At 69.9% G+C, this 12,143-nt stretch carries 12 protein-coding genes; 8 read left to right on the top strand and 4 right to left on the bottom strand.

Annotated features, from left to right (window positions below):
- From HMPREF0731_RS05595 to HMPREF0731_RS05575, 5 genes are all read left to right on the top strand, one after another.
- Positions 1-2,062: hybrid sensor histidine kinase/response regulator (locus tag HMPREF0731_RS05595; RefSeq protein ID WP_007003078.1), on the top strand; the 2,062-nt coding region annotated here is incomplete at its 5' end.
- Between the two features lie 10 nt (positions 2,063-2,072).
- Positions 2,073-2,567 (top strand): chemotaxis protein CheW, encoded by a 495-nt coding sequence (locus HMPREF0731_RS05590; protein WP_007003077.1) that lies wholly within the window; start codon positions 2,073-2,075, stop codon positions 2,565-2,567.
- A gap of 13 nt (positions 2,568-2,580) precedes the next feature.
- Positions 2,581-2,973, top strand: a complete 393-nt coding sequence (locus HMPREF0731_RS05585; protein WP_040611950.1) for a response regulator — start codon at positions 2,581-2,583, stop codon at positions 2,971-2,973.
- A 2-nt stretch (positions 2,974-2,975) separates the two neighbouring features.
- The gene (locus HMPREF0731_RS05580; protein WP_157135987.1) at positions 2,976-4,190 is read left to right on the top strand and encodes a protein-glutamate methylesterase/protein-glutamine glutaminase; all 1,215 of its coding nucleotides are present in this window, start codon (positions 2,976-2,978) and stop codon (positions 4,188-4,190) included.
- Positions 4,187-4,993 carry a CheR family methyltransferase gene (locus tag HMPREF0731_RS05575; RefSeq protein ID WP_007003074.1) on the top strand — a complete coding sequence of 269 codons (807 nt, stop codon included), beginning with the start codon at positions 4,187-4,189 and terminating at the stop codon, positions 4,991-4,993. The genes HMPREF0731_RS05580 and HMPREF0731_RS05575 overlap by 4 nt, the downstream gene beginning before the upstream one ends.
- A 51-nt stretch (positions 4,994-5,044) precedes the next feature.
- Here the strand turns inward: HMPREF0731_RS05575 and ctrA are convergent, their stop codons facing one another.
- From ctrA to HMPREF0731_RS05560, 4 genes are all read right to left on the bottom strand, one after another.
- Complete coding sequence (ctrA, locus tag HMPREF0731_RS05570) at positions 5,045-5,791, bottom strand: response regulator transcription factor CtrA (protein ID WP_040611948.1); 747 nt, start codon at positions 5,789-5,791, stop codon at positions 5,045-5,047.
- Positions 5,792-6,065: 274 nt separating this feature from the next.
- Positions 6,066-6,179: a DUF2474 family protein gene (locus HMPREF0731_RS24080; protein WP_157135935.1), complete on the bottom strand. Its 114-nt coding sequence runs from the start codon at positions 6,177-6,179 to the stop codon at positions 6,066-6,068.
- Positions 6,179-7,243, bottom strand: a complete 1,065-nt coding sequence (gene cydB / locus HMPREF0731_RS05565) for a cytochrome d ubiquinol oxidase subunit II (protein ID WP_007003072.1) — start codon at positions 7,241-7,243, stop codon at positions 6,179-6,181. The genes HMPREF0731_RS24080 and cydB overlap by 1 nt, the downstream gene beginning before the upstream one ends.
- 11 nt (positions 7,244-7,254) lie before the next feature.
- A complete protein-coding gene (locus tag HMPREF0731_RS05560; protein ID WP_007003071.1) occupies positions 7,255-8,664 on the bottom strand; it encodes a cytochrome ubiquinol oxidase subunit I in 1,410 nt (469 codons plus the stop codon).
- Positions 8,665-8,902: 238 nt separating this feature from the next.
- On the opposite strand from HMPREF0731_RS05560, the gene HMPREF0731_RS05555 reads away from it, so the two are divergent.
- The 3 genes from HMPREF0731_RS05555 to HMPREF0731_RS25005 all read left to right on the top strand — a co-directional run.
- A complete protein-coding gene (locus HMPREF0731_RS05555) occupies positions 8,903-9,679 on the top strand; it encodes an SDR family NAD(P)-dependent oxidoreductase (protein WP_007003070.1) in 777 nt (258 codons plus the stop codon).
- A gap of 235 nt (positions 9,680-9,914) precedes the next feature.
- On the top strand, positions 9,915-11,201 hold the full coding sequence (hisD, locus tag HMPREF0731_RS05550) for a histidinol dehydrogenase (RefSeq protein WP_007003068.1): 1,287 nt from the start codon (positions 9,915-9,917) through the stop codon (positions 11,199-11,201).
- The coding region (locus HMPREF0731_RS25005; protein WP_007003067.1) for a LacI family DNA-binding transcriptional regulator at positions 11,179-12,143 on the top strand (965 nt) is incomplete at its 3' end. The genes hisD and HMPREF0731_RS25005, both read left to right, overlap by 23 nt.

The following is a 12,143-nucleotide window of genomic DNA, read 5'->3' as shown; positions in this document are numbered from 1 at the left end:
GGGTGGCAGCGCCGCCCCGCCGCAGACCATCCGCGTCGCGGTCGATGTGCTGGAAGACCTGATGACCCTGGTCAGCGAGCTGGTGCTGACCCGCAACCAGCTGCTGCAGCTGGTGCGCGCGCGCAGCGACGCGGCGCTGACCGTGCCGTTGCAGCGCCTCTCCCACATCACCTCCGAGCTGCAGGAAGGGGTGATGAAGACCCGCATGCAGCCGATCGGCAATGCCTGGCAGAAGCTGCCGCGCATCGTGCGCGACCTGGCGAACGAGCTGGGCAAGAAGATCGAGCTGGTGATGAAGGGCGCCGAGACCGAGCTGGACCGGCAGGTGCTGGAACTGATCAAGGACCCGCTGACGCACATGGTGCGCAACAGCGGCGACCACGGGCTGGAGACGCCCGAGCAGCGCCGCGCCGCCGGCAAGCCCGAGACCGGCCGGGTGCTGCTGAACGCCTATCACGAGGGCGGCCACATCATCATCGAGATCGGCGATGACGGGCGCGGCCTGTCGGTCGAGAAGATCAAGGCCAAGGTGCTGAGCCAGGGGCTGGCGACCGAGACCGAGCTCGCCGGGATGAGCGAGCGCGAGGTGCAGCACTTCATCTTCCGCGCCGGCTTCTCCACCGCCGCCGCCATCACCTCGGTCTCCGGCCGCGGCGTCGGCATGGATGTGGTGAAGACCAATGTGGAGAAGATCGGCGGCACCATCGACCTGCGCTCGGTCGAGGGCAAGGGCACGACCTTCTTCATCAAGATCCCGCTGACGCTGGCCATCGTCTCGGCGCTGATCGTCGAATCGGGCGGCGAGCGCTTCGCCATCCCGCAGATCGGCGTGGTCGAGCTGGTGCGCGCCGGCGGCAGCGCCGAGGGCGCGCAGATCGAGCGCATCCACGCGACGCCGGTGATGCGGCTGCGCGACAAGCTGCTGCCGCTGGTCTCGCTGTCGCGCCTGCTGCAGCTGGAGCCGAAGGCGGAGGCGCCGAAGACCGACGAGGTGTTCGTCGTCGTCACCCAGGTCGGCGCCAATGTCTTCGGCATCATCGTCGACAAGGTGTTCGACACCGAGGAGATCGTGGTCAAGCCGGTGGCGCCGATCCTGCGCCATGTGACGATGTTCAGCGGCAACACCATCCTCGGCGATGGCAGCGTCATCATGATCCTCGACCCCAACGGCATCGCCCGCGCGACGGGTGTGGGCGCCGACGGGCCGAGCGAGGATGCGACGCGCGGGCCCGAGGGGCTGCGCGGCCAGCGCTCCTCCGAGCGCACGGCGCTGCTGCTGTTCCGCGCCGGCGACGACACGCCGAAGGCGGTGCCGCTCGGCCTGGTCGCGCGGCTCGAGGATCTGCCGGCGGAGAGCATCGAGCATTCCGGCGGCAAGACGCTGGTGCAGTATCGCGGCAAGCTGATGCCGCTGGTGCCGATGTCGCCCAGCTGGATGCCGCCCGAGCCGGGGCGGCGCCAGGCGGTGCTGGTGTTCAACGACCGCGACCGCAGCATGGGGCTGATGGTGGACGCCATCCTCGACGTGATCGAGGAGCATCTGCTGATCGAGGGGCCGAGCGAGATCCCGGGTTATCTCGGCAGCGCGGTGATCGGCGGCAAGGTGACCGATGTGATGGATTGCGCCTGGTGGCTGCGCCAGGCGGGCGATGACTGGTTCCGCCCGCCCAGCATGACCCAGGCCACCAAGCGCGTGCTGCTGGTGGAGGACAGCGCCTTCTTCCGCCACCTGCTGGTGCCCGGCCTGACCGCCGCGGGCTATGAGGTGGTGGCGGTGGACACCGGGCTGCAGGCGCTGCAGCTGCGCGAGCAGGGCGCGATGTTCGACATCATCGTCTCCGACATCGAGATGCCGGAGCTGGACGGGATGGGGCTGGCGCGCGCCGTGCGCAGCGAGGGGCCGTGGCGGCACCTGCCGATGATCGCGCTGAGTGGCCGCGTCGACCCCGAGCAGGTGCGCATCGCCCATGAGGCGGGCTTCATCGAATACATCGGCAAATCGGACCGCGACGCGCTGCTGGCCTTGCTGCAGCAGCACATGCCCTTGCCGGCGATGAGCTGAGGAGGAGACCATGCAGACAGAAATGCGGAGCGGCGGCGCCACCCCGCCCCGTCCTGTGGTGGCCGGGCTGGGCGACAGCGCGGCGGAGATGTTCCTGACGCTGACGGTGGCGGGCCAGCTCTGCGGCGTGCCGGTGCTGGCGGTGCGGGACATCCTGTCCTCCCAGGCGATCACCCGGGTGCCGCTGGCGCCGCGCGAGGTGGCGGGCAGCCTCAACCTGCGCGGCCGCATCGTCACCGCGATCGATCTGCGCCGGCGCCTCGGCCTGCCGGAACGCGCCGCCAATGCCGGGCCGCCGATGAGCGTCGTCGTCGAGCAGGGCGGCGAACTCTACAGCCTGCTGTCGGACGCGGTGGGCGAGGTGGTGCCGCTGCGGGCCGAGGGCTTCGCCGGCAACCCGCCGACGCTGGACCCGGTCTGGCGCGACGTGTCGCGCGGCGTGCACCGGCAGGATGAGCGGCTGCTGATCGTTCTCGATGTGGATCGCATTCTGGCGATCGGTTGAAGGAGAGGGTGTGATGGACGAGGCGCTGACCTGCCTGGTGGTCGATGACAGCCGCGTCGTGCGCAAGGCCGCGCGTCGCATCCTGGAGCGGCACGGCTTCACCGTGACCGAGGCGGAGGATGGCCAGCAGGCGCTTTATGCCTGCCGCGCCACGCTGCCGCGCCTGGTGCTGCTGGACTGGAACATGCCGGTGATGGACGGGCTGGAATTCCTCAAGGCGGCGCGGGCCGAGTTCGGCCCGGACGAGCCGGTGATCATGCTCTGCACCACGGAGAGCGAGTTCGACCGCATCGTCATGGCGCTCGGCGCCGGGGCGCAGGAATACATCATGAAGCCCTTCGACGATGCGATCATGACCGGCAAGCTGGTGCAGCTCGGCTTCGTGGCGGAAGAAGCCGAGCCGTGACCATGGCGCTGCCCGACAGGGCGGCGCAGGCGGACCGCCCGGTGCGTGTGATGCTGTGCGACGACAGCGCCACCGTCCGCTCCGTCTTCGCGCGCCTGCTGGAGGCCGATCCGGCGGTGCAGGTGGTGGCGCGGGTGGGCGATGGCCAGCAGGCGCTGGACACGCTGCAATCCCTGCCGCGGGAGAACCGGCCGCAGGTGATTCTGCTGGATCTGGAAATGCCGGTGATGGACGGCATGACCGCCCTGCCATTGCTGCTGAAGGCGCAGCCCACCCTCGCGGTGATCGTCGCCAGCGCGCTGACCCAGCGCGGCGCGGAGGTCACCATGGCGGCGATGCGCGCCGGCGCCGCCGATTACGTTCCCAAGCCCAGCGCGGCGGCCGGGGGGATGCATGATCCCACCTTCCGCGCCGAGCTGCTGGCCAAGGTGAAAGGCTGGGCGCGCATGCGGGCGCCACCGACGCAACCGCCCGGCAGCGTGGCGCCACAGCCGCAGCCTGCGGCGCGCCCGGGGGCACGTGCGCCCTCGCCCCTGGCGGCGGGGGTGCCGGTGACGGCCCCGCCGGGGGCGTCCCCGGCCGCGGCGCCGCCACGGCCAACGGCGCTGGGCAAGAAGCCAAGGCTGCTGGCCATTGGCTCCTCCACCGGCGGGCCGCAGGCGCTGGCCGGCTTCGTCCGCCGGCTGACCGTGCCGCTGCCGGTGCCGATCGTCATCGTGCAGCACATGCCGGCGGGCTTCACCGCCATGCTGGCGGACCATCTCTCGCGCCTCGGCGGGCCGCAGGCGGCCGAGGCGAAGGAGGGTGAGGCGCTGCAGCCCGGCCGCATCTATGTCGCGCCGGGCGACCGGCATTTGCTGATCGAGGCCGGGCCGCTCGGGCTGGTGGCGCGGCTGACCATGGACCCGCCCGAGAATTTCTGCCGTCCCGCGGTGGACCCGATGCTGCGCAGCGCCACCAAGGCCTGCGAGGGGCGGGTGCTGGCCGTGATCCTCACCGGGATGGGGCAGGACGGCATGCTGGGCTGCAAGGCGGTGGCCGCCGGCGGCGGCATGGTGCTGGCCCAGGACGAGGCCTCCAGCGTGGTCTGGGGCATGCCGGGGGCGGTGGCGAAGGCCGGGCTGGCCCAGGCGCTGCTGCCGCCCGAGCAGCTGGCCGACAAGGTTTTGGCGCAATTCGGAACGGCGGGCCTGTCCTCCGCCGGAGGGGTGGCATGAACGCGGATAGTTTCGCCTCGATCGCGGCGCTGGTGAAGGCGCGCTCCGGCATCGTCCTGACGCCGGACAAGGAATACATGCTGGATACGCGCCTGGCGCCGATCCTGAAGCAGGAGGGCATCGTCAGCCTGGACGCGCTGGCGATCCGGCTGAAGGATGTGCGGGCGGAGACGCTGGCACGCGCGGTGACGGAGGCGCTGACCACCAATGAAAGCAGCTTCTTCCGCGACGGCAAGCCCTTCGACCACCTGAAGCGCCTGCTGCCGAAGCTGCAGGCGGCGCGGCCGCCGGGCCACAAATTCCGCATCTGGTCGGCCGCCTGCTCGACCGGTCAGGAAGCCTATTCCATCGCCATGGTGCTGCGCGAATCCGGCATCCGCGAGGCCGAGATCTATGGCAGCGATCTGTCGCGCGAGGTGGTGGAGCGCGCGCGCGATGGCGTCTTCACCCAGTTCGAGGTGCAGCGCGGCCTGCCGGTGCAGATGCTGGTGAAATACTTCAAGCAGGAAAGCGGCAAATGGCGTGTCGCGCCGGAACTGCGCGCCATGGCGCGGTTCGAGGAGCGCAACCTGCTCGGCGACCACCGGCAGCTCGGCCGGTTCGACGTCATCTTCTGCCGCAACGTGCTGATCTATTTCGACCCGCCGACCAAGGGCAAGGTGCTGAACGCCCTGGCGGCGCAGCTGGCGCCCGATGGGGTGATCTATCTCGGCGGCGCCGAGACGGTGCTGGGCCTGACCGACCGGCTGGTGCCGGTGACCGGCGAGCGCGGCGCCTACGCGCTGGCCGGGGCGCAGGCCTGAAGCGTCCGGGGGGGGGCCGGGCCGGCCTCCCCCTGTTTCAGGCCGTGCGTCTCAGGCGACGGGCTGCGGCTGCTGTGCCACGGCGGGCGCCGGCAGCTCGGGCACGGGGAAGCGGGCGGAGAGGCCGGTCGGGTCGCGCAGCACATAGCCGCGGCCCCAGACGGTGCCGATCAGCTCGCCCGCCCCGGCCTGGGCCAGCTTCTTGCGCAGCTTGCAGATGAAGACGTCGATGATCTTCGCCTCGGGCTCGTCGATGCCGCCATAGAGGTGGTTCAGGAACACCTCCTTGGTCAGCACCAGCCCCTTGCGCAGCACCAGCAGCTCCAGGATGGCGTATTCCTTGCCGGTCAGATGCACCTCGCGGTCGTTCACCCGCACATCGCGCGAGCCGAGGTTGAGCGTCAGCGGCCCGACCGAGAGGGTGGGCTGGCTGAAGCCCTTGGCGCGGCGGATGATCGCCTGGATGCGCGCCATCAGCTCCTGCTGGTCGAAGGGCTTGGTGATGAAATCATCGGCGCCCATGCCGAACGCCTTCACCTTGGCCTGCGGCCGCGACAGGCCGGAGAGGATCAGCACCGGCGTCTCGACACGGTTGCCGCGCAGGCGGCGGACCACCTCGTAGCCCTCCATGTCCGGCAGCATGATGTCCAGGATGATGATGTCGTAATCGTAGAGGCCGGCCAGCTCCAGCGCTTCCTCGCCGGTGCCGGCGGTGTCGGCGATCATCGCCGAGGCCTTCAGCATCATTGCGACGCCGCGGGCGGTGGTCAGGTCGTCCTCAACCAGAAGCACACGCATCTGTCGGTCCTCCACAATCTGTGCGTGCATTCTTACCACTTTCGCGAGAGAGGCGAAGCGGTTTTTCACCTTTGAGACGTTTTAATAATCGAGACATAGTTTAAAAAAACGAAAAACGACGTGCCAAAATCGCCATATGATGCGACAGGCCGCCTTCACATTCTGGAGAAACAAGGGCTTGGAAGGACAAGGCCGCCCTGCGCGGCGCAGGCGCAGCCGGGTTGTGCCCGGCGCGATGATGGGTGGCCGCCATAACCTCCGGTTGAGAGGCGGCTCAGCCTTTCAGTGCCCAGCGCAGCAGCCCGGCCACCGCCGTGAGGCTGGCCACCCCGGCCAGCCAGAGCAGCAGGAACCAGCCCAGCCGGCGCCACAGGGGCGGCGGGGCCATCAGTGATAGCCCTCGCCCACCCGGACCTTCCCGCGGAAGATCCAGTAGGTGTAGGCGGTGTAGCCGAGGATGATCGGCAGTAGCACCACCGCCCCCACCAGCAGGAAGGCCTGCGAGGCGGGGGAGGCCGCGGCGTCCCAGATGCTGACCGAGGGCGGCACGATGTTCGGCCACAGGCTGATGCCGAGCCCGGTATAGGACAGGAAGAACCAGCCCAGCACGTAGAGGAAGGGCGCGCCGTCTCGCCAGCGGAAGTTGCGCCCCGTCGGATCGTGCGGCGCCGCCGCCTCGCGCGCCTCGGTGGCCGGGATGGCGCGGAAGAAGCGCCAGGCCAGGACGGCCAGCAGCAGCGGCACCGGGGCGGCGCGCAGCATCCAGGGCATGGCGAACCAGCGCTCGAAGAAGGCCGGTTGCAGGAAGGGCATGATCAGGCTGACCAGCCCGATGGCCCCCAGCGTCGCCACGCCCAGCACCCGCGCCGCGCGGCGCGCCTTGGCGGCGATCGCCCCCTCGGTGCGCCAGATCAGCCAGCAGGCGCCGAGCAGCGCATAGCCCACCAGCAGGGCGAGGCCGGTCAGCAGGGAGAAGGGCGTCAGCCAGTCCCACCAGCCGCCGGCATAGGCGCGGTTCTCCACCCGGATGCCCTGCACCAGCGCGCCCAGCGCGATGCCCTGGCAGAAACCGGCCACGTAGCTGCCCCAGCAGAAGGCGCGGTCCCACCAGGTCTGGGCGCGCGCATTGTGCGCCTTGAAGCGCATCTCGAAGGACACGCCGCGGAAGATCAGCGCCAGCAGCATCAGGATCAGCGGCATGTAGAGCGCCGGGAAGATCGTCGCATAGGCCAGCGGGAACACCGCGAAGAGGCCGGCGCCGCCCAGCACCAGCCAGGTCTCGTTGCCGTCCCAGACGGGGGCGACGGAATTGACCATCACGTCGCGCTCATCCTTCTCCTGGAACCAGGGGAAGAGAATGCCGAGGCCGAGGTCGAACCCGTCCATCACCACATAGAGGAAAACGGCGGTGGCGATCAGCATCGCCCAGATCAGCGGCAGGTGCTCTTCCATCTTCCCTCTCCTCAGGCGCGGTCGGGATGGGCGTGCTGGCCGCCGCCGGGCACGGTGCCGGCGGTGCGGATCGGCTCGTCCTGGCGCGGGCCCTCCTCGGCCGGGTGCGGCGGGTGCGAGAACAGGCGGAACAGGAACCAGATGCCGGCCCCGAAGACGATGAAATACACCACGATGAAGGCCAGCAGCGAGGCGCCGACCGCCGGCGCCGCCAGCGGCGAGACGCTGTCGGCGGTGCGCAGCAGGCCATAGACGGTGTAGGGCTGGCGCCCCGTCTCGGTGGTGGTCCAGCCCGCCGTCACCGCGACCAGCCCCGAGGGGCCCATGGCCACCGCCGCGCGCAGGAAGAGCGGCGAATCATAGAGCCGGCCGCGCCAGCGCAGCCACAGCGACACGAGGCCGAGCGCCGCCATCGCCGTGCCCAGCGCCACCATGACGCGGAAGGCCCAGAACACCAGCGGCACATTGGTCGGCCGCTCCTCGCGCGGGACATCCTTCAGCCCCGGCGTCTCGCCATTCCATTCATGCGTCAGGATCAGCGCCGAGAGCTTCGGGATCTCGAGCCAGACCCGCGTCTCCTCCCGCTCCATGTCGGGCTGGCCGAGCAGGATCAGCGGCGCGCCGCGCTGGCGCTCCCAATGCCCCTCCATGGCGGCCACCTTCTGCGGCTGGTGCTGCAGCGTGTTCAGCCCGTGCATGTCGCCGATGACGATCTGCAGTGGCGCCACGATCGCCGCCATCCACATCGCCATGGAGAACATGATGCGCGCCCGCTCATTGGCCCGGTCGCGCAGCAGGTGCCAGGCGCCGACGGCGCCGACGATGAAGGCGGTGGTCAGGTAGGCGCCGGTGACGGTGTGGACCAGCCGGTAGGGGAAGGAGGGGTTGAAGATGATCGCCCACCAATCCTCCGGCATGAAGCGGCCATCCGGCAGCAGGCTGTAGCCCGCCGGGGTGTGCATCCAGCTGTTGGCCGAGAGGATCCAGAAGGCCGAGATCAGCGTGCCGACGGCGACCAGCAGCGTCGCGGTGAAATGCAGCTTGCGGCCGACCCGCTCCAGCCCGAACAGCATGATGCCGAGGAAGCCGGCCTCCAGGAAGAAGGCGGTCAGCACCTCATAGCCCATCACCGGACCCAGCACATTGCCGGTGCGGTCGGCGAAGACCGACCAGTTGGTGCCGATCTGGTAGGACATGACGACGCCGGAGACCACGCCCATGGCGAAGGCGATGGCGAACACCTTCAGCCAGTATTTGAACAAATCGAGATAGGCGCTGCGGCCGGTGTAGAGCCACAGCCCCTCCAGCACCGCCAGGAAGCTGGCCAGGCCGATGGTGAAGGCCGGGAACAGGAAGTGGAAGGTGATGGTGAAGGCGAACTGGAACCTGGCCAGATCCAGCGCGCTTGGCAGCATCTCCATGGCGGAGCCCCCCTCTGTACGGCGGCCGCCGGCAGGAAGGGCGCCGCCCATCGCCCATCCCGCCGCCGCCCTCCCCAGGGCGGTGGCGCCGCGCGGGGCAGCCGGCGCAGCTTGGCCGCCACCTTTCCCCGAACCGCTAACCCGCCAGGCGCGGTTTCGTTGCAGCCGGCCGGGCTTTGCCGGCCACGCCCGGATCAGTCTAGGAAACAGGCCGCCATCCAAGGAAGGACGAAGCCCGATGACGAGTGCCATCACCCTGCCGCGCACCCCCTCGCTGCGGCTGGACGGGCGGCGGGCGCTGGTGACGGGGGCGGGGCGGGGCATCGGCCTGGCCGCCGCCGCCGCCCTGGCCGAGGCCGGCGCCCATGTCACCCTGGCCGCGCGCAGCGCCGGCGAGATCGGCGCGGCGGCGGAGGCCATCCGTGCGGCCGGCGGCAGCGCCGACACGCTGCAGATCGACGCCGCCGACCTGCCGGCCGTGACCGCGGCGCTGGCCGCGCGGGAGCCCTATGACATCCTGGTCAACAATGCCGGCACCAACCGCCCCGCGCCCTTCCTGGAGGTGACGGAGGCGGATTTCGACGCGGTGATGGCGCTGAACCTGCGCGCCTGCTTCTTCCTGGCCCAGGCGGTGGCGAAGCGGCTGGTGGCGGCGGGCCGGCCCGGCTCGATCATCCAGCTCTCCTCGCAGATGGGGCATGTCGGCGGGCCGCGGCGCAGCGTCTACTGCGCCAGCAAGCACGCCATGGAGGGCATGACCAAGGCCATGGCCATCGAGCTCGGCCCGCACCGCATCCGGGTGAACACCCTCTGCCCCACCTTTATCGAGACGCCGCTGACCCGGCCCTTCTTCGAGGAAGCCGCCTTCCGCGACTGGGTGCTGGGCAAGATCAAGCTCGGCCGCGTCGGCCAGGTGGAGGATCTGATGGGCGCGGTGTTGTTCCTGGCCTCGGATGCCTCGGCGCTGATGACGGGCAGTGCGCTGATGGTGGATGGAGGGTGGACGGCAGAATAAAGAAAGAGTTCTTTTTTGTAAAAAAGAACCAAAAAACTTTTTCCAGTTTGGCGGCCCGCCTAGGGCCTGAGGAGGGACGCCAACGGAAAGAAGTCTTTTTGCTTCTTTTTCTTCAGAAAAAGAAGGCTTCTTCTGCCTGATCCTGCCGCTTCCATCTGCATACGGATGCAAGGCCCTGCTTGCATCCGTATGCAAACGCCCCCACTCTCCTGGCCAGCCAGAGGAGGGAACCGCCATGATCCGCTATCTGAAGAAGGGCGCCGAGGCCGCCGAGACGGCCGAATACGACCGCAAGGTGCGCCAGACGGTCGAGGGCATCCTGGCCGATGTCGAGGCGCGCGGTGATGCCGCGGTGCGCGAACTCTCGGAAAAGTTCGACAAGTGGACGCCGGAGAGCTTCCGCCTCTCCCAGGCCGAGATCCAGGCGCTGATCGACAGCCTGCCCGCGCAGGTGATCGAGGACATCAAGTTCGCCCAGGCGCAGATCCGCCGCTTCGCCGAGGTGCAGCGCGCCTCGATGCAGGATGTCGAGGTCGAGACGCTGCCGGGCGTGACGCTCGGCCACAAGCACATCCCCGTCGAGAGCGTCGGCTGCTACATCCCCGGCGGTCGCTATCCGATGGTGGCCAGCGCGCATATGTCGGTGCTGACCGCCAAGGTGGCCGGCGTGCCGCGCGTCATCGCCTGCACGCCGCCGCTGAACGGCGTGGCCCCGGCGGCGACGGTCGCCGCCATGCACATGGCCGGCGCCGATGAGATCTATCTGCTGGGCGGCATCCAGGCCGTCGCCGCCATGGGCATCGGCACCGAGACCATCAGGCCGGTGGACATGCTGGTGGGCCCGGGCAACGCCTTCGTGGCCGAGGCGAAGCGCCAGCTCTATGGCCGCGTCGGCATCGACCTCTTCGCCGGCCCGACCGAGACGCTGGTGATCGCCGACGACACGGTCGATGTCGAGATCTGCGCCACTGACCTGCTGGGCCAGGCCGAGCACGGCCCGACCTCGCCCGCCGTGCTGCTGACGACCTCCAAGAAGATCGCCGAGGGCATCGAGGCGGAGATCCAGCGCCAGCTCGCCGTGCTGCCCACCGCCGACATCGCCTCCGTCGCCTGGCGCGACCATGGCCAGGTGATCCTCTGCGACACCGACGAGGAGATGCTGCGGGTGGCGGACGACATCGCCTCCGAGCATGTGCAGGTGATGACGCGCGACCCGCGCTGGTTCCGCGACAACATGCGCAACTACGGCGCGCTGTTCCTTGGCCCGGAGACCAATGTGGCCTATGGCGACAAGGTGATCGGCACCAACCACACTTTGCCCACCAAGAAGGCCGCGCGCTACACGGGCGGGCTGTGGGTCGGCAAGTTCATCAAGACCTGCACCTGGCAGGAGGTGAAGCCCGAGGCCTCGGCGATGATCGGCGAATACTGCTCGCGCCTCTGCGCCATCGAGAACTTCGCCGGGCACAAGGAACAGGCGGACATCCGCGTGCGGCGCTATGGCGGCAAGAACGCCGCCTGAGGCGGGGGCCGCGCCGGGCGGCGCCGTCACGGCGCGCGACCTGGCGCGGCAGCTTGGCGTGTCGCAATCCATGGTGTCGCGCGCCTTCAGCCCCGGCGCCTCGATCGCGCCGGCGATGCGCGCGCGCATCCTGGCGGCGGCGGAGGCGCTGGGCTACCGGCCGAACTTCATCGCCGCCTCGCTGTCGCGCCGCCGTTCCAGCCTGGTCGGGCTGGTGATGGGCGAGCTGACCAACCCCTTCTACCCGGCGGTGCTGGAGCAGCTCTCCCAGGCGCTGCAGGCGGCGGGTTTCCAGACCCTGCTGTTCACCGTGCCGCCGGGGCAGGAGGCGGATGCCGCCCTGCCGTTGCTGCGGCAATACCATGTCGATGCGGTGGTGGTGACCTCGGCCAGCCTGTCCTCGGCCGGGGCCGCGCATTGGCGGGGCGATGGCCGCGCCGCCCTGCTGTTCAACCGCGCCGCCAGCGGCGACACGCCGCTCGACAGCATCGCCTGTGACAATGTGGCGGGGGGCCGCATGGCGGCCGAGGCGCTGCTGGCGCGCGGCCGCCAGCGCATCGCCTTCGTCGCCGGCCGCGCCGACACCTCGACCAGCCGCGAGCGCGAGGCCGGCTTCTTCGCCGCCTTCGCCGAGCGCGGCCTGCCGCCGCCGCGCCGCATCGACGCCGGGGAGTACAGCTACGAGGCCGGCCAGCGCGCGGCGCTCCTGGCGGGGGATGCGGACGGGCTGTTCTTCGCCAATGACATCCTGGCGCTGGGCGGGCTGGACGCGCTGCGCCACCGGCTCGGCCGGCGGGTGCCGCAGGATGTCTCCGTGATCGGCTTCGACGACATCCCGATGGCGTCCTGGCCGGCCTATGAGCTGGCGACGCTGCGCCAGCCGGTGGCGGCGATGGTCGCCGCCAGCGTGGCGCTGCTGCGCGCGCGCCTGTCCGGCGAGGC

Origin of the sequence: Pseudoroseomonas cervicalis ATCC 49957, from assembly GCF_000164635.1 — a bacterium.
GTDB lineage: Bacteria > Pseudomonadota > Alphaproteobacteria > Acetobacterales > Acetobacteraceae > Pseudoroseomonas > Pseudoroseomonas cervicalis.
The sequence above is the reverse complement of the archived record's forward strand: the minus strand, read 5'-3'. Positions and strand labels throughout refer to the sequence as shown.

What these genes read in the sequence shown, in the direction of transcription:
- HMPREF0731_RS05590 (WP_007003077.1), top strand. Translation starts at nt 2,073, where the DNA reads ATGCAGACAGAAATGCGGAGCGGCGGCGCCACCCCGCCCCGTCCTGTG.
- HMPREF0731_RS05585 (WP_040611950.1), top strand. Translation starts at nt 2,581, where the DNA reads ATGGACGAGGCGCTGACCTGCCTGGTGGTCGATGACAGCCGCGTCGTG.
- HMPREF0731_RS05580 (WP_157135987.1), top strand. Translation starts at nt 2,976, where the DNA reads ATGGCGCTGCCCGACAGGGCGGCGCAGGCGGACCGCCCGGTGCGTGTG.
- HMPREF0731_RS05575 (WP_007003074.1), top strand. Translation starts at nt 4,187, where the DNA reads ATGAACGCGGATAGTTTCGCCTCGATCGCGGCGCTGGTGAAGGCGCGC.
- ctrA (WP_040611948.1), bottom strand. Translation starts at nt 5,791, where the DNA reads ATGCGTGTGCTTCTGGTTGAGGACGACCTGACCACCGCCCGCGGCGTC.
- HMPREF0731_RS24080 (WP_157135935.1), bottom strand. Translation starts at nt 6,179, where the DNA reads ATGGCCCCGCCGCCCCTGTGGCGCCGGCTGGGCTGGTTCCTGCTGCTC.
- cydB (WP_007003072.1), bottom strand. Translation starts at nt 7,243, where the DNA reads ATGGAAGAGCACCTGCCGCTGATCTGGGCGATGCTGATCGCCACCGCC.
- HMPREF0731_RS05560 (WP_007003071.1), bottom strand. Translation starts at nt 8,664, where the DNA reads ATGGAGATGCTGCCAAGCGCGCTGGATCTGGCCAGGTTCCAGTTCGCC.
- HMPREF0731_RS05555 (WP_007003070.1), top strand. Translation starts at nt 8,903, where the DNA reads ATGACGAGTGCCATCACCCTGCCGCGCACCCCCTCGCTGCGGCTGGAC.
- hisD (WP_007003068.1), top strand. Translation starts at nt 9,915, where the DNA reads ATGATCCGCTATCTGAAGAAGGGCGCCGAGGCCGCCGAGACGGCCGAA.